This window comes from Providencia sp. PROV175, from assembly GCF_032707045.1.
Lineage (GTDB): Bacteria > Pseudomonadota > Gammaproteobacteria > Enterobacterales > Enterobacteriaceae > Providencia > Providencia hangzhouensis.
Genome location: NZ_CP120533.1, coordinates 2,796,121 through 2,812,306, shown reverse-complemented (window position 1 = coordinate 2,812,306; position 16,186 = coordinate 2,796,121). Strand labels below are relative to the sequence as shown.

The following is a 16,186-nucleotide window of genomic DNA, read 5'->3' as shown; positions in this document are numbered from 1 at the left end:
CCTTGAAATATCGTGATGAAAATATACTGTGGTGGTCAATTTAAGGTAAATATAGTGAGTCAATTCTGTATTAGGGGGGTTGTGCTTTATTGTTAGCTAATTGGATGTCGTATTATGATACCTGATTGTTGTTATTATCTGAAATTTAGCAAAAAAATAGTACTGTCTAGATAATTGTATTGCAGTTGTGTTATATCATCAGGAAATAAATTTCATGAGTTTATACGATGTTTAATATTTCTGAGTTGATCAATGATTCTCCAATCGATTCCATTCTTTTATTTGTTATCACATTTATCTTGTTAGTTATTTCTGCCTACGTTGGTAAATATATTTTTAAGCGTAAATCAGCCCACGAAGAAGCGACGGATGATGAAGCTAAAATTATTTTAGGGGCGATTTTATCTTTATTGGGTTTATTGATAGGGTTTGTTTTATCAATTTCGATTAATGGCTATAACAACCGTCAGCAAACAGAAGAAAATGAAGCTATTGCTATTGGTACGGCATATCAGAGAGCACAGTTATTGAGCACTGATGATAGAGGAAAAGCCTCTCAGCTTATTCAACAATACTTGGAAGCTCGGATTGAGTTTTTTAAGTCAGGTATCAGTGACGAAAATAACCAATGGCGGATGACTTCTTTGGAAAAGCAGAGTCAATTATGGGAAATCGCGGTAAAAGAAGCAAGTCAAACACCAAACCCTATTGTGGCTTCTGTACTCAGTGCATTTAGCGACCTTTATCTTTCTCAACAAAAAACGATGGCAAGTTGGCGACACCAAATTCCAAATGCAACTTGGTTTTTACTGATCTTTTTTGCTATCTGTTCAAATATTCTTATTGGTTACAATATACGCGGGACAAAAGGGAAAAATTGGTTGATACTCATATTGCCGTCATTAACCACGTTGGCTCTATTTATGATTGCAGAAATTGATGTTCCTGGTGAAGGTATGATCCACGTAACACCTGATGATTTAATTTTATTACAGGAATTCTTATTTAGGGATGGTGCTTGGTTGGGAAAGTAGGGGCGTTGTAAAAAAACTCCCCACTAGCAAATTTGCCATGGGGAGTTCTGTTTTAGCGGACGATAATGCCTAATAAAATTCCGATTGCGCCAAAGTCAGCGTCACTGAATGTAGTATTAGCAATACCAATATCCCCAAGAACAGGTAATAGGAATACTGGTAGGAAGGTAATAAGCAGCCCTTGAGCAAATGCACCCAAGATAGCTCCACGACGACCGCCTGTTGCATTACCAAAAACACCGGCAGCAGCACCTACGAAGAAATGCGGTACAACGCCTGGAATAATAACCGTCATATTTAATGCATACAGAACGAACATTCCCAAAACACCGGCAGCGAAACTACTTAAAAATCCGACTAATACGGCGTTTGGTGCATATGGGAATACCACTGGGCAGTCTAAAGCAGGCTTCGCATTAGGGACTAATTTGTCTGAGATACCTTTAAACGCAGGGACGATTTCTGCAATAACCATACGTACACCTTGCAGAATAATGTATACGCCTGCAGCAAATGTAATGGATTGCATTAATGAGAACATGAACCAATTCTTACCACCACTGACTTCGCGAACGAAATCACCGCCTGCGAATAAGCATGTAATGATAAAAATAATGAACATGGTGAAAGAGATAGCGACAGGTGTATCTCTTAAAAATAGTAAGCTTTTCGGGACATTCATGTCTTCTGTTGAATGTTCTTTATTACCGAATTTGCTTCCAATGAACCCAGCTAGGACATAAGAAATCGTTGAAAAATGCCCAATCGCAACATCATCTGAGCCTGTCACTTTTTTCATGTAAGGGTGGGCAATTGCTGGGAAAAATACCATACAAAAGCCAACAATCAGTGAGCCAACAGTGACTAATAGAGTTCCTTCCATTCCAGCGGTAGCTAAGATAACTGCTATCATCATGGACATGAATAACGTATGGTGCCCAGTGAGGAATATAAATTTCCATGGTGTTAAGCGAGCAATCAAGATATTGATTAGCATCGCAAAGAACATAATCATTGCCATTTCACGACCGAAGCTTTTTTGTGCAATAGAAACAATAGCTTCGTTATTTGGTACCACACCATTAATACCAAAAGCATGTTGGAAAATAGCGGAAAAATCACCTAAAGAGCTGACAACTAAGCCAGCACCAGCGCCTAAGATCACAAAACCCATTATGGTTTTAATGGTGCCTTTAATGCATTCAGTGACGGGTTTTTTCTGCGCGATCAAACCAATAAGTGCGATTAGACCAACAAGAATGGCTGGTTCAGATAAAACATCCTGCATCAGAAAACGAAAAAATGACATAGTGCCTCCGCTTACATCGCGCCGAGTTTTTGTAAAGCAATGGTGAGACGTTCTTTCATTGCAACTTTATCAATCATATTTTCGAGAGCAACGATTTCGCCACCAACTTGTTGAGCGACTAATTGTTCAGCAATATCGCTTGTACCAACAAAGATATCACTCACAGTGCCTTTTGCTGAGCCTAGATCAACATGGTCAACATCTGCATTAACTTGCAAATCTTTTAAGATATTTTTGATGCTCATTTCCATCATCAAACTAGTACCTAAACCATTTCCACAAACAACAGTAATTTTCATAATATTTACCTTAATATTTAGCTTATTCGTATTTAGCGATGATTTTTAGAATGTCATCTACGTTTTCTGATTGCATGATGTTATCTACATCGTCTTGATTATCAAATAGTTCTGCGAGTTTCGCGATAGCACCAATATGGCTATTGCTATCAGTGGCTGCTAGTACAATTAATAATTTGATTGGGTCATTGCCATCGGAGCCAAATTCAACACCTTGTTTGATAACGGTTAACCCAAGAGATAATTGGTTTACTCCGTCTTCTGGACGTGCATGTGGCATGGCAATACCTGGGCCTAATACATAGTAAGGGCCGATTTTTTCGTGTGATTGAATTATTGCATCAATATATCTTGGTTCGATGAACTTATTATTAATTAATGGATTACAGGCGATTTTTATCGCTTCTTGCCAATTATTGGCACTGTCGACGACTTGAATGACGTTAGGGGTCAGTAATGTCGTTAGCATCGGGTTGCTCCTGGTAGAGTGAAATTATTATCTTTGTAATGGTTGAATGAATAGTAGTGTTCTATGGTAGCGCTATCTAGTTGAATCTTTCATTTTCGTGATAGCGCTATCATTTTAAAAAAATATAGCGAGCAAATATGAAATGAACACACTTCTCTGCTGATTAACAAATTCAACCTGTGGTAAGTTAACTAGGACTGGTGATATTGACTGTTTCTTTAGATTTAATAGAACCATATTGGCTATTTTTAGCGCATTTAATCTAGAACATGAGAAAAAGCAAAAAACATGCTTGATTCGAATGAAAATTGACCATCAAAGATCAATAACCTTAGGGTTAATAATCAGTTTAGGCTAAGTAAAAGTATTACATGCAAAAAATACGAAAAAGAAAAAATACAGGGCGAGTCACGTTGCAGGACGTCGCAAAATTCGCAGGCGTTGGGTCCATGACGGTATCTAGGGCTTTGCGTACACCCGAATTAGTGTCTGATAAGTTACGTGAAAAAATTAATGCTGCTGTTGAAGAACTTGGTTATATACCTAATTCCGCAGCAGGTATTTTAGCGTCAGGCCAAAGCCGTACCGTTGCTGTTTTAATTCCGTCTTTGCGTGATAATGCCAGTTCAGTTTTTCTGCAATCTTTACAAGAAGCACTGAACAAAAATAGTTATCAAGTTGTTATTGGTAGCCATGATTACCAGCAAAAAAAAGAGTCTGAGGTTTTATCGACATTATTGCAGAGTAACCCCGCAGCTTTGATTGTTTTTGGGGCGATAAACTCAGAAAGCGTTTCGAATTATTTGAAGAATTTAGATATCCCTGTAGTCAGTGTTGCGGGGGAATCTAATCATCCAGTCACGTTGAACATAAAAAGTAACGTTGGAGATGCGGTTAATTTTTTAACCAACTATATGTTACAAAAAGGGTATAAGAAGATAGGTTATATTGGTGCTCAAATGGACAGTAAAATGCAAAGTCAGCAATTAAGTGGCTGGAACCGAGCGATGCTGGCGTATAACCAAAGTGCAGATCAAAGTATTACAACTCCGTATGTCGCAACGATGGATTTTGGTCGTCAGGCAATTAGTGAGATGTTGACCCGCCAACCTGAGCTTGAAGCTGTGATTTGCAGTCATGAAATGATTGCACTTGGTGTCATTTTTGAGTGCCAAAGACGTTTAATTCAGATACCAAAAATGTTAGCAATTGCTTGTGTTGAAGGTACTTCAAATTGTGATCATATCCATCCGTCACTGACATCTGTGCGAATTGATTACAGTAAAATGGCACGAGAAACAGCGAAAAGGCTACAAAAATGGCTTGCAGATGTCGATTGTGACTTTGTTGAACGTAAAGAAGGGGTTGTTTTCCCATATAAATTTGAAGCAAGACAAAGTGCGTGAAATATAATTTATCGTATGTTGATCACGTTTTCTTGAATTTCTTGCTTATCCTTAAGTGAATAGGAGTGCGATAGCTCTCTATTTTGACGGTCAAAAAGATGTTTTTTTTTCTCTCGAAATAAGATTGTAGACTGGGTCACTATATCTTTTTTATTCTCTGTTAATGTATGAAAACTGCAAGTTAACGGGGGTTAGCTCCGCGAGAATTTTATTAAATACTTGCACTATTCTGTTGTATTAGTCATTAACAGGGGAAAACAATGAAATTACTAAAAACAGTTATTTCCACCACAATTCTAGTTTCTTGTGGTGCGATGGCAACAATGTCGGGTTCCGAAATTCTGAAAGTACAGGATGGAGGAACTCCGAATAAAGTTTACACTTCGAACAAGCCGACCATTAAAGTCGCAACGTATAACATTGGTAAAAATGAGTTGTCACCAGATGTCAGTAATCTTGATGAGCTAAATAAGGCGATTGCGAAAATAGATGCTGATGTGATTGTTTTAACTGAAATTGATAATAAAACCGCTCGTAGTAAAAAAGTTCACCAGCTAGAAGAAATAGCTAAAGCCAATAAGATGGATTTTGCTTTTGGTAAGGCATTAGATTTTGATGGTGGAGAGTACGGTGTAGGAATTTTATCAAAATATAAAATTGATAAATCTAAAGTAATTAATTTACCTTCTGGTGATGCAGAACAACGGGTTGTATTAATATCTCAAATATCAAAGCCAGGTTTTGATGCACCAATTATTGTGATGGGAACACATCTGGATTGGCAGAAAGATCCAACCATTCGCATTGGGCAAGTGCGCCATATTTTAGATGCGAGTATTGGGGATACAGATACGGGGTTTGATAATATTGCGGCCTCAATAAAAATATTAGCGGGAGATTTCAATTCAACAGCTAATGAACAGCCTATCCAAGAAATTCGTTATATGTGGAACCCAGTTGAGTTTAAAGGTGTTGATTATCGTAGTTGGCCAGCGGTAAACCCAGCCATAGACATCGACCATATTTTTACATTTAAAGGGCAAGTTTGGGATGTGAAAAAAATGGAAATTCCAACGGATAGTAAAGAGTTTCAATGGTCAAGTGTTAGCGACCACCTACCTATAATTGCTGAATTAGAGCTACAAGAGCAATAAACACTTACAGAGAAATTTTCGATAAAAGGCCTTATTTGGTTTGTAGGCCTTTCCAACTGTAATGCTAAGTTAATTGCCTAGTATTTTTTTCCTTTCAATATAGCGTTTTTCAGCTATTTCTAAATAATACTCAACTGTTGAGTATATCTGCTGCCGCTGTTCTGCTAATTGTTGTGATGCATCTAATATTGCGCTCGTCTGCTGTTTAAATACAGTAAGAAAATTTTGAATGCTGTCGAAGTGACCTACGACGTTAGCATAGTAAAACTGGTATACATAAGATTCCTGAGTGTGGCTTAGATCTACGTTATTTCTGATGTTATTAGTTGCAAGTAATAGTAATTGAGTATTTGTCATGGTTAACCCTTTTTCTTTGGAAAGCAATGCTACATGAGATAAAAAAAATATTTTGTCAAATTTAGCCGGATAATTTTATGTATTGGTTAAATGCATCAATTATCCTAGGAATATTCTGTAATTTTGATTGGTCAGATATATCAAAAATTGTGTAAAAGAAGATATATAGAGGCATTCAATGGTAAATTACAATATGCATATAGTTAAATATTCTTATGTTTCTTAAGGTGGATTGATGGTTTTAACTATTTTTTATCATATGGTTAACGTCGTTTTAATCAATTTATTTGTTATTTTTGTTTTATTAATCAATTGATTAGGTTGCGTTGCATTTTAACGGGTACTATAAAATTGCTAATTTAGCCTGAAATAAAGATACTCGTTAACGATATGCTAAAAATTAAGCTAAGAGATGATGCAAATTAATATGTTATTTCGTAGTGAATTGAATTTTAGGTATTTTTTGTTTTTATAATATCTAAATAAGCTAGATGAATTTTAATTGAAAATAACGGATTTATTATTAATTAATTCTATTTTACGCTTATATTGAGTGAAAATACTCATTAAGTGGGTTAATTAACATTTAGACATGACTATTATTGAATTGAATTGTTTTATTACATATTTTTGTTTATTTTTGTTAAGTTATGATAAACAGTTAAGGCTTATTATTGTTTCTGTTTTTGGGTAATTGAAACTATTTTAGTTAAAAAAATACAAATTGAAACAGTTAATGTTTCGAGTACTATTTATATTCTTAGTTTAATACTGGTATACTTACTCATTAGGTGTGTAAAATAAAGTATAAATACGAATAGCCCATATCAATCTAATTGTACTTATTCGCTTTGTTGGTAGCAGTTATCTGGGGTAATAATTAGAAAAACAAGTTATCTAATAAGGTATTCTTATATAGATAAGGTTGGTTGTTATTAAAATAATTATTATTTATTTACAATTGGCTGAAGATAACTGCTTAAGTATATTTTGGGGCGAAATTATTAGGTCATTTTGGTCAATTGGCTTGTTATTGAATAAATGAGAGCTTAGTAATATGAATATCATAAAGTTGCTCACAATTTTATTGTTAACTGGGGGCTCTTTTATCTTAGGTGTGACATTGAACTATACCCCTACACCTGATCTTGTGAAAATGGCTAAGAGTAGCGTTGAAGACTATTTATCTTATCCAGAATCTGCTTCATTTAAAAATGTGAAATATAATTTTATTCGCCAAACTGCGGATAAAGGGGATTTAGGTTATGTATGTGGCGAAGTGTTTCGAGTTAAGAATGCAAGGCTAGAAGGCTATAAAAAATTCATTGTGAAAGCTTACAGTGATAAACAAGGGAAGGTCTCCTTGTCTATTCCAATGGTCGAGGGAGATTACGATTTGGTACCAAAGGAAATGGTCGATTCGTTATGGACAAGATATTGCTTCTAAAAGTGAGCTATAGCGCAGGTTTTTCTATTAAATTAAGCTCGATAAGCAAAATGAATTCTATTAAAGAAAGCCGGTTTACGGCTTTCTTTAGCCCAAATATTACTTGAGTGTCATATCAACGTGATTAACCTTTTAATTCTCTAGCACATTGTTGCAAATGCAAGAAAGAGGCGAATCTTGTATCATGGCGGTTTTTATATGCTTCATTGGTTTGGTAGGTTAAGTCGATAGCACTAAATTGGTCCATAGCTTGCGAGACATCTTCACAGATTTTCCCTGCAACGGCACCAAGGATAGCAGAACCTAGCAATACTGGTTCACTGGCTTGTGTTGAAATCACAGGAACGCCACAAGCATCAGCAAGTAGCTGGCGGATCAACGGGTGCTGTCCTGCACCGCCACTAACAACAATATTTTCAATAGCAGCACCAGATTTTGCTTGTGCTTCAATGATTTGTCGTAATCCATAGCCAATTCCACACAGACCAGCAACATAGAAAGAAAGTAAATTTTCCATGCTGTTATCCATGGTTAATCCAGCAATGACAGCTCTGGCATGAGGGTCAGCAAAAGGTGCTCGATTCCCTAAAAATTCAGGAACCACATGTATTTTTTCAGCTAGCTCAACAGACTGTGATGGTGAAGATGATTTTTCTAATACTAAATCCGCTAACATCACAGGCAAGGGTTTACCTTGCTCTTTTGCCGTAAGTTTTGCTTGTACTGAAGCGGGATGTAAGGAAAGTAACTGGTCAATTGCAGCACCAGCCGCACTTTGGCCTCCTTCATTTAGCCACATGCCCGGAACCATTGCACTGAAATACGGACCCCATACACCCGGTATAAATACGGGTTCTTTAGTGGTTGTCATCGTGCATGAAGATGTGCCAAATACGTATGCCATATTAGCGGTTGCATCACCATTTACGCCAACGGTACCAATACCGCCTGCATGAGCATCTATCATGCCTGCAGCGACAGGTGTCCCTGCTAGTAATCCCATTTGTTGGGCTGCGGTTTCCGTTAAGCCTTCACCACAAGGCGTTCCTGGTTCTACAATAAGTTGACCAATACGTGCGAAGTTTTCATCGGCAAGTTCAGATAGACCAATCTGTTGAAAGTAGCCTGCATCCCAACGTTTTTCATGGGCAAGATATGTCCACTTACAGGTGACAGTACAGGTTGAGCGAGCTAAGGAGCTAGTTGATTTCCAAGTTAAAAAATCGGCTAAATCAAAAAATTGCCATGCGTTATCATAGGATTGACGTAAATTTTCTTTTAGCCATAAAATCTTAGGCGTTTCCATTTCGGGCGAAATCTTACCGCCAACATAGTTTAGAACAGGGTGCTTTAATTGATTAATGCGCTCAGCTTGTTCTGTTGCACGGTGATCCATCCAAACAATAATATTGCGCTCAGGGTCATTCGATGGGCTAACCGTAATAGGATGTTTATCTGAACCAATGACAACCAGTGAGCAGGTTGCATCAAAGCCAATACCTGCAACTTGTTGTGGTTTTACTGTTGATGATGCTATCGCTTGCTTGACACAATAACAAACCGCTTCCCAAATTTCGTTACTTGATTGCTCAGCGAAATTGGCGTTATCACGGAAGAGCGTAATATCGCGTTTGGCAGATGCTAACATATTGCCGGACATATCAAAGACCCCGGCGCGTGCACTGCCTGTGCCAACATCGATACCAATAACGACTTTATCGTTATCTTTTAATCGTGCATGTGAATTATTCATTTTCCCTCCAAGGTGCTAACTGCAATGAATTGCGAGGTGACAAGTTAGAGATCAACACTGTTTGGCACAATAACAAGGTCACGAATAGTGACATTGCGTGGGCGAGTTAGCATAAATAATACGGCTTCAGCGACTTCAATCGGTTGCATTAAGCTACCATTTGCCAGAGCTTCTTCCATTTTTTCTTTCGGCCAATCATCGAGTAAGGCTGTCACTACAGGGCCAGGTAATACCGCACCAACACGGACACCATGTTCAGAAACTTGGCGGCGAGTTGAATGGACGAAGGCTTGGACAGCAAATTTTGATGCAGTGTAAATTGGCTCCCAGATCACTGGGACTACACCTGCAATTGAGCTGGTGAATAATACATCACCTGATTTTTGGGCAATAAAATGAGGTAGCACTGCGCGAACACAACGGAAGGCCGCATTAATGTTTAAGTTTAAAACTTTATCCCATACATCTGGGTCACCCTCAGCAACAGGGCCGCCAATATAAGCACCGGCATTAGCATGGAAAATATCTAAGCCGCCTGCTTTTTGTAAGATGGCATCTAGCATTCCATCAACTTGTTCTGGCTTCATTAAATCGACTACTAATGGAATCGCATTTTCACCTAGTTCCTCAACAAGTTGGTTTAATCGCTCTTCAGCACGGTCAATTAGAACGACTTTTGCACCCGCCTTGATCAGTGTACGTGCGCATTCAAGCCCGATACCTGAGGCAGCTCCGGTAATTGCTGCGACTTTGTTCTCAATAGAAATAGCCATAATTTACTCCAATCGGATATTTTAGCGAAATGTAAGAATGAAAAGCGTCTGAAATTAATGAAACAGCAATGAGTCACAACAATGGATAGGTGGCTACATGCGATGGATTGATAGTATTTATTTTGCAGTTTATCAACTCATGCATCATCAATTTCAATTTTGCTCAATCGATGTAGTAGTATTGCGACTTTTCGACTTTGGTGTCAAGCTAGTAAAAAATGGAGATAAGAATCTGTGACAAAGATCAGACAAAATAAGAAAACAACGATCTATGACCTTGCCGAATTAGCTGGGGTTTCAGCAAGTGCAGTGAGTGCAATACTCAACGGTAATTGGCAAAAAAGGCGAATTAGCGCACAACTTGCGGAAAAAGTGATCCGCATCGCCGAAGAACAAAATTATGCAGTTAACAAGCAAGCCAGCTTATTGCGCAGTAATAAATCCAAAATAATTGGTATGTTGGTTCCGAAGTATGACAACCGCTATTTTGGTTCGATTGTCGAGCATTTTGAAGAAATGGCGCGTGAAAGGGGGCTGTTTCCTATTATTACTTGTACGCGGCGTGACCCAAAGTTAGAAATAGAAGCTGCACGCGCAATGATTTCTTATCAGGTTGATTGGTTGATTTCAACAGGGGCAACGAACCCGGATAAAATTACTGAAATTTGCCAAGCTTCGGGGGTTTCGACCTTAAATTTAGACTTACCGGGCTCGTTGGCGCCTTCGGTTATTTCAAATAATTATCTTGGTGCAAAAAATTTAACCCAACGTATTTTAAGCAAAAATAAGTCTCAAACATCAATAAACGAAGCTTTAATTTTTATTGGTGGTCGTGAACATGACCACAATACACGTGAACGTATTCGTGGGTTTATTGATGCGCATAATGAAAAAGGTATCACGGTTCCACAAGAAAATATTTTGGCTTGTGGTTATGCCCCCGAAAAAGCTGAAAGAGCACTCTCACAGTTTTTTGAACAGAATAATGATGATCCACAGAAAATAGTGAAATGCGGTTTGTTTATTAATTCAACTATTTCATTAGAAGGGGTTATTGATTGGTTAGGTAAACAGGGCTATATCGGCTCACAGCAACCCCACTTAGGCTGTTTTGACTGGGATCCTTTTGTTGCACTTTTAGGTAATGACATCGAAATGGTTAAACAGGATGTGCCAACGATGTTAAATCATATTTTTAAGTTGATAGATAATGAAAATAGCAAAGCACAATTAATTGAAGTGTTACCTGTGGGGGTGGTTAAAGAGTGATATTAAGAAAGTGCCACTTATCGTTGATGACCAATAAGCGGCGGAAGGTTATTGTTTATTCAGAGTTGTAACCAATAATTGGTGGCGTTGGTTATAGAATTTTGTATAGGTCATATACCCAGCCAGTATGGTTGAAAGGCTTGCTGTACCTAACAACATAAAAGTCACCATAATCTGGTATTTAACAGCTTGTAATGGGTCAACTCCAGCGAAAATCAACCCAGACATCATGCCCGGTAAGCTGACAATTCCCACTGTTTTGGCAGAATCTACCGTTGGGATCAATGATGCTCGGATACTGTCACGAATAATAGCAGCGGAAGCAACTTTGGGCGTTGCCCCTAAACTAAGCATTTCTTGAATTTGTTGTTGCTGGCTTGAAAACCGTTGACCAAGGTTATTAAAGCATAACCCTACCGCAATCATGGCGTTACCCGCAATCATTCCAGTAATAGGAATTACCTGCATAGGCGTAAATGCAATGGCATTGGTTAATATCAGAATTAACAATGTAAGAAATGTGCCAGAGGTAATGGCAATTAATGCAGTAACATAAATTTTATCAATATATTTGCTTCTTTTCTTAGCGTTCCACGCAGCATTGACACAAATAAACATCACCAATGCAATCGTGAGCAATTCGTGATCAACATTAAAAATATATTTTAGAATGTAGCCAGCGATCAATAGTTGAATAATCGCTCGGCAAGTACTCCAGATAATATCTTTTTCAAGGGATAGTTTTTCTTTATGGCTAATAAAAATAGCTACTAGGACTAACAGGATTGAAAAGGTTAAGGATTCATTGGAAATAGTTGGTTGATGCACAGTGATATCCTATGATTCGTTGTGATGAACAGGAAGGGTGATAACTTCATTGGTATGAGCGATTTCATCTTGGTCATGAGTTACCCATAGCACGCCTATTTTTTTGTCACTCGTTAAATGATGGATAAATTCATTCACTATAATTTTGTTTTCTTCATCAAGGGCACTGGTGATTTCATCTAATAGCAAGACTTGCGGAAGAAATTGTAAGTTTCTAATAAGAGAAATACGCTGTTTTTCTCCTCCAGAGAGTTCATTGATCCCTTTATCCAAAATAGATTCATGTAGAGAAAATTGGTGTAAATCACTGATGACTTTGTCTTTATTAAATGGCAACTTTCGAATTTGATAGGGAAAAACGAGGTTGTCATACACAGTTTGCCCAAATAAAGTGGGCGTTTGAGTACAGTAAGAAACCTGCTGACGATAAGTTTCTGGGAGGATGGTATTGATATCTTTCCCTTGAAACTTAATCGTTCCTTGAGTAGGTGAAATTAACGAGGCCACTATTTTTAATAAGGTACTTTTACCGCAGCCGGAAGGACCCGTAATCAGTTTAAAGTCGCCTGCCTGTAAGTTAATCTGCACATTATCAAGAATTGTTTTTTGCTCAATGCTATAGCCAATGTTATTAAGTTGTAATAGCAAGTTGCTTTGTTCCATATTATCAATGACCTATAAATTAAGTGCGCAGCATTTAGTGTAAATGATATTCATTCAATATCTTACTCAATAATACAGCGCTGATATTGTTCAATATCAATTTAGATATAACTAATATTATGCGCCAATTAATTGAAAAATTATAGGGGAAGAAAAAATACACTTCTAATGAAGTAGGACAACGTAGATGAGTTCTAGGAAAGATTTGTACAGTTGAAAATAAAGCACAAATAATCATTCAAATTATTATTTTGAACATATGTGTATTCAGAATTTAGGATGGTATTTAATTTGAGAGATATCTCTTTTTTTTACATAAATAATATAGAGTTTAACTAGTGATGATATTATATTAATAATACCAAGTAATCTAATCTGCACTTAATATTTTGTTGTCTCTCTAAGGCAACACTATATTTATTTCATCTATATATTAAATATCACATCATGACATTAAGGAATTAAAATGAAAAAATTTAGTGGCTATAACACCAACTTTTCACTTGATGGCAAGGTCGCTTTAATTACAGGGGGAGCTGCAGGCATTGGGTTGGCGATTGCTCAACTGTATGTTGAAAAAGGGGCTAAAGTTGCCCTAATCGATAAGTCAGATAACGTAATAACGACTGCAGAGAAATTAGGCAATTCAATTGGTATTCAATGTGATATCACAAATTCTACGGCGGTTTCTCAGATGGTAGAACATGTCATTGAGCATTATGGTCGGCTAGATATTGTCGTCAATAGTGCTGGAATTGTAGCACTGGCTCCCGCTGAAAATTTAAGTGAATCCGATTGGGACTTAACCATGAACGTGAACTTAAAAGGGACTTTTTTGGTTTGCCAAGCTGCGGGTAATGTTATGATTAATAATGAAAAAGGAAAAATTATTAATATGGCATCTCAAGCGGGGGTGATTGCCTTAGACCAGCATGCGGCCTATTGTGCGAGTAAAGCGGCAATTATTGGTTTAACCCAAGTATTAGCACTGGAGTGGAGCCCGAAAGGCATACAAACCAACGCTATTTCACCAACGATTGTTATGACTGAACTCGGTAAAAAAGCGTGGGAAGGTAAAAAAGGTGATGAAATGAAAGGAAAAATTCCTGCTAGGCGTTTTGCGGAACCATCTGAAATTGCCGCCTGTGCGTTATTTTTGGCCAGTGACGCATCTGACATGATCACAGGGCATAATTTAGTGATTGATGGTGGTTATAGTATTCAATAAGGATATTAAATTAATAATAAATAAAGCGAATATGAGAGGCTATTTGCTTTATTTTTATTTTAAATAAAAATAAGCCAAATAACATAGACACTATTTGGCTTGTAATAGAAAATTACAAAGTAGGATAACAGATATTAATTATTGCTAGGTCAATTAACCATTAGGTTTTAATAATGAATGTGACATAGTAATAAGCTTTTCTACGGTGAAACCAAAATGCTCAAATAATTCATTTGCAGGGGCTGACTCCCCAAAGCTATTCATTCCCATAACTAATCCATCAATTCCTACATATTTACGCCAGTAATCACTAATACTGGCTTCGATAGCAATACGATGGCGAATGTGATTTGGTAACACGCGCTGCTGGTACTCTAAAGGTTGTTGGTCAAAGGTATCTGTTGATGGCATCGAAATGACATTCACATGAAAACCTTGTTCAGTCAGTTGCTTCCATGCTTCAACCGCTAATGTGATTTCAGAGCCAGTGGCAATTAAGAGTAATTCAGGGGTTTCACTACTACTGCGCAAAATATATCCACCACGTGCGATATTGGCGAGCTGTTCCGGTGTTCGCGAATGCTGTACTAGGTTTTGACGGGATAACACAAGTGCTGTTGGGTTCTGTTGATGAATGATAGCCTGCTTCCAAGCCACGGCGGTTTCTACTTGGCAACAAGGGCGCCATACTGACAAATTAGGTGTTGCACGTAGTGACACAAGTTGCTCAACAGGTTGATGTGTTGGGCCATCTTCACCTAAGCCAATTGAATCATGGGTATAAATAAGCACTTGCGGTAATTTCATTAATGAGGCCATTCTCACGGCATTTTGTGCATATTCCGAGAACATCAAAAAGGTTGCCGTGTAAGGGCGGAAACCGCCGTGTAATGCAATCCCATTTGCGATGGCGGTCATACCGAATTCTCTGACACCATAATGAATATAGTTGCCAGCAGGTTGTTTATTAATCGGCAGTGAACCAGACCAATAGGTAAGGTTGCTTGGGGCTAAGTCTGCGGAACCCCCGATTAACTCAGGTAAAATAGGGCCAATAATATTTAAGGTATTTTGTGATGCTTTACGTGTAGCTATCGTTGCAGGGTTATCATTTAATTTTTGAATAAAATTATCAATGATATCTGTAAATTTTTCAGGGAGTTGATTAGATAATCGTTGAGTTAGCTGCTCAGCGAGTTCTGGGTATTGTTTTGTGTATTCTCGTAATGCTTGTTCCCAACGTAATTGTTGCTCAGCACCACGTTCTAGGGCATTCCAAGGTTCATATATGTCATCAGGGATCACAAAAGGAGGGTACTCCCAACCGAGTTGTTGGCGAGTCAGCGCTATTTCGTCTTGCCCTAATGGAGCACCATGAGAATCGGCTGTCCCGGCTTTATTGGGAGACCCATAACCAATAGTGGTTCTGCAAATAATGAGGGTTGGTTTCGAGGTTTGTTGGCGAGCTTGTTCAATGGCCGCTTTGATTGCAGGCCGAGAATGTCCATCGACTTGGCGAATAACATGCCAGCCATAGGCTTCAAAACGCTTTGCGGTATTATCGGTAAACCAGCCTTCCACATTTCCATCAATAGAAATGCGGTTGTCATCATAAAACGCAATGAGTTTATTGAGTTTTAATGTTCCTGCTAATGAACACACTTCATGGGAGATCCCTTCCATTAAACAGCCATCACCTAAAAATGTATAGGTATAGTGGTCAACAACGGGGAACCCCGAGCGATTAAACGTAGCCGCTAGGGTTTTTTCTGCGATTGCCATACCAACCGCATTGGCAATGCCTTGCCCCAGCGGGCCAGTCGTGGTTTCAACACCGGGTGTATAACCTAATTCGGGGTGACCCGGTGTTTTGGAATGGAGTTGTCGGAACTGTTTTAAATCATCAATGGATAACTCATAGCCTGTTAAATGAAGCAAACTATAGAGCAGCATTGAGGCATGTCCGTTTGACAATACAAAGCGGTCACGGTTGGGCCAATGCGGGTCCGCGGGGTTGTGCTGTAAATAATCTCGCCAAAGAACTTCAGCAATATCAGCCATTCCCATTGGGGCTCCGGGGTGGCCTGAATTAGCTTGTTGTACGGCATCTATTGAAAGAAATCGAATGGCATTGGCTAATTTATTTTGTGGTTGAGTGGACATTACAAAGCTCCCAAAGTAAAAGCGCCTAAAGTAA

The 16,186-nt window shown here is 38.2% G+C and carries 15 protein-coding genes; 6 read left to right on the top strand and 9 right to left on the bottom strand.

Features of this window, described 5'->3' with window-relative positions; translation table 11 throughout:
- Window positions 1–227: 227 nt before the first annotated feature.
- Complete coding sequence (locus P3L44_RS12740; protein WP_004263474.1) at window positions 228–1,034, top strand: DUF4239 domain-containing protein; 807 nt, start codon at window positions 228–230, stop codon at window positions 1,032–1,034.
- Window positions 1,035–1,086: 52 nt separating this feature from the next.
- Here P3L44_RS12740 and P3L44_RS12735 read toward each other — a convergent pair whose 3' ends face one another.
- Genes P3L44_RS12735 through P3L44_RS12725 form a run of 3 tightly spaced genes read right to left on the bottom strand, consistent with a single transcriptional unit; the run spans window position 1,087 to window position 3,111 of the window.
- Complete coding sequence (locus P3L44_RS12735) at window positions 1,087–2,343, bottom strand: PTS ascorbate transporter subunit IIC (RefSeq protein ID WP_036958647.1); 1,257 nt, start codon at window positions 2,341–2,343, stop codon at window positions 1,087–1,089.
- Between the two features lie 11 nt (window positions 2,344–2,354).
- The gene (locus P3L44_RS12730; protein ID WP_004263481.1) at window positions 2,355–2,642 is read right to left on the bottom strand and encodes a PTS sugar transporter subunit IIB; all 288 of its coding nucleotides are present in this window, start codon (window positions 2,640–2,642) and stop codon (window positions 2,355–2,357) included.
- 22 nt (window positions 2,643–2,664) lie between these two features.
- Window positions 2,665–3,111: a PTS sugar transporter subunit IIA gene (locus P3L44_RS12725; protein WP_004263485.1), complete on the bottom strand. Its 447-nt coding sequence runs from the start codon at window positions 3,109–3,111 to the stop codon at window positions 2,665–2,667.
- Window positions 3,112–3,482: 371 nt separating this feature from the next.
- Here P3L44_RS12725 and P3L44_RS12720 point away from each other — a divergent pair, with 371 nt between their 5' ends.
- Window positions 3,483–4,517, top strand: coding sequence for a LacI family DNA-binding transcriptional regulator (locus tag P3L44_RS12720; RefSeq protein ID WP_004263493.1), 1,035 nt, complete (start codon window positions 3,483–3,485; stop codon window positions 4,515–4,517).
- 260 nt (window positions 4,518–4,777) lie between these two features.
- On the top strand, window positions 4,778–5,671 hold the full coding sequence (locus P3L44_RS12715) for an endonuclease/exonuclease/phosphatase family protein (RefSeq protein ID WP_094961234.1): 894 nt from the start codon (window positions 4,778–4,780) through the stop codon (window positions 5,669–5,671).
- 69 nt (window positions 5,672–5,740) lie between these two features.
- Here the strand turns inward: P3L44_RS12715 and P3L44_RS12710 are convergent, their stop codons facing one another.
- Window positions 5,741–6,028 (bottom strand): hypothetical protein, encoded by a 288-nt coding sequence (locus P3L44_RS12710; protein WP_140170657.1) that lies wholly within the window; start codon window positions 6,026–6,028, stop codon window positions 5,741–5,743.
- A gap of 1,057 nt (window positions 6,029–7,085) precedes the next feature.
- Between P3L44_RS12710 and P3L44_RS12705 the strand changes: the two genes are divergently transcribed.
- Window positions 7,086–7,475 (top strand): hypothetical protein, encoded by a 390-nt coding sequence (locus P3L44_RS12705; protein WP_004263505.1) that lies wholly within the window; start codon window positions 7,086–7,088, stop codon window positions 7,473–7,475.
- A 124-nt stretch (window positions 7,476–7,599) separates the two neighbouring features.
- Here the strand turns inward: P3L44_RS12705 and P3L44_RS12700 are convergent, their stop codons facing one another.
- The gene (locus P3L44_RS12700; protein ID WP_140170656.1) at window positions 7,600–9,228 is read right to left on the bottom strand and encodes an FGGY-family carbohydrate kinase; all 1,629 of its coding nucleotides are present in this window, start codon (window positions 9,226–9,228) and stop codon (window positions 7,600–7,602) included.
- 44 nt (window positions 9,229–9,272) lie between these two features.
- Window positions 9,273–10,001, bottom strand: a complete 729-nt coding sequence (locus P3L44_RS12695; protein ID WP_014657463.1) for an SDR family oxidoreductase — start codon at window positions 9,999–10,001, stop codon at window positions 9,273–9,275.
- Between the two features lie 234 nt (window positions 10,002–10,235).
- Here P3L44_RS12695 and P3L44_RS12690 point away from each other — a divergent pair, with 234 nt between their 5' ends.
- Complete coding sequence (locus tag P3L44_RS12690) at window positions 10,236–11,270, top strand: substrate-binding domain-containing protein (RefSeq protein WP_112307457.1); 1,035 nt, start codon at window positions 10,236–10,238, stop codon at window positions 11,268–11,270.
- Between the two features lie 48 nt (window positions 11,271–11,318).
- Here P3L44_RS12690 and fetB read toward each other — a convergent pair whose 3' ends face one another.
- Together fetB and fetA are read right to left on the bottom strand one after the other, a co-directional pair.
- Window positions 11,319–12,098: an iron efflux ABC transporter permease subunit FetB gene (gene fetB, locus P3L44_RS12685; protein WP_094961238.1), complete on the bottom strand. Its 780-nt coding sequence runs from the start codon at window positions 12,096–12,098 to the stop codon at window positions 11,319–11,321.
- A gap of 9 nt (window positions 12,099–12,107) precedes the next feature.
- Window positions 12,108–12,761 (bottom strand): iron efflux ABC transporter ATP-binding subunit FetA, encoded by a 654-nt coding sequence (gene fetA / locus P3L44_RS12680; protein ID WP_140170654.1) that lies wholly within the window; start codon window positions 12,759–12,761, stop codon window positions 12,108–12,110.
- A 466-nt stretch (window positions 12,762–13,227) separates the two neighbouring features.
- Between fetA and P3L44_RS12675 the strand changes: the two genes are divergently transcribed.
- Window positions 13,228–13,989, top strand: a complete 762-nt coding sequence (locus P3L44_RS12675) for an SDR family oxidoreductase (RefSeq protein WP_140170653.1) — start codon at window positions 13,228–13,230, stop codon at window positions 13,987–13,989.
- Between the two features lie 153 nt (window positions 13,990–14,142).
- On the opposite strand, the gene tkt is transcribed toward P3L44_RS12675, so the two are convergent.
- On the bottom strand, window positions 14,143–16,152 hold the full coding sequence (gene tkt, locus P3L44_RS12670; RefSeq protein ID WP_272661505.1) for a transketolase: 2,010 nt from the start codon (window positions 16,150–16,152) through the stop codon (window positions 14,143–14,145).
- Window positions 16,153–16,186 lie beyond the last annotated feature (34 nt).

Excerpts from the sequence above, each read along its gene's own strand:
- P3L44_RS12740 (WP_004263474.1), top strand. The coding sequence starts at position 228 with ATGTTTAATATTTCTGAGTTGATCAATGATTCTCCAATCGATTCCATT.
- P3L44_RS12735 (WP_036958647.1), bottom strand. The coding sequence starts at position 2,343 with ATGTCATTTTTTCGTTTTCTGATGCAGGATGTTTTATCTGAACCAGCC.
- P3L44_RS12730 (WP_004263481.1), bottom strand. The coding sequence starts at position 2,642 with ATGAAAATTACTGTTGTTTGTGGAAATGGTTTAGGTACTAGTTTGATG.
- P3L44_RS12725 (WP_004263485.1), bottom strand. The coding sequence starts at position 3,111 with ATGCTAACGACATTACTGACCCCTAACGTCATTCAAGTCGTCGACAGT.
- P3L44_RS12720 (WP_004263493.1), top strand. The coding sequence starts at position 3,483 with ATGCAAAAAATACGAAAAAGAAAAAATACAGGGCGAGTCACGTTGCAG.
- P3L44_RS12715 (WP_094961234.1), top strand. The coding sequence starts at position 4,778 with ATGAAATTACTAAAAACAGTTATTTCCACCACAATTCTAGTTTCTTGT.
- P3L44_RS12710 (WP_140170657.1), bottom strand. The coding sequence starts at position 6,028 with ATGACAAATACTCAATTACTATTACTTGCAACTAATAACATCAGAAAT.
- P3L44_RS12705 (WP_004263505.1), top strand. The coding sequence starts at position 7,086 with ATGAATATCATAAAGTTGCTCACAATTTTATTGTTAACTGGGGGCTCT.
- P3L44_RS12700 (WP_140170656.1), bottom strand. The coding sequence starts at position 9,228 with ATGAATAATTCACATGCACGATTAAAAGATAACGATAAAGTCGTTATT.
- P3L44_RS12695 (WP_014657463.1), bottom strand. The coding sequence starts at position 10,001 with ATGGCTATTTCTATTGAGAACAAAGTCGCAGCAATTACCGGAGCTGCC.
- fetA (WP_140170654.1), bottom strand. The coding sequence starts at position 12,761 with ATGGAACAAAGCAACTTGCTATTACAACTTAATAACATTGGCTATAGC.
- P3L44_RS12675 (WP_140170653.1), top strand. The coding sequence starts at position 13,228 with ATGAAAAAATTTAGTGGCTATAACACCAACTTTTCACTTGATGGCAAG.
- tkt (WP_272661505.1), bottom strand. The coding sequence starts at position 16,152 with ATGTCCACTCAACCACAAAATAAATTAGCCAATGCCATTCGATTTCTT.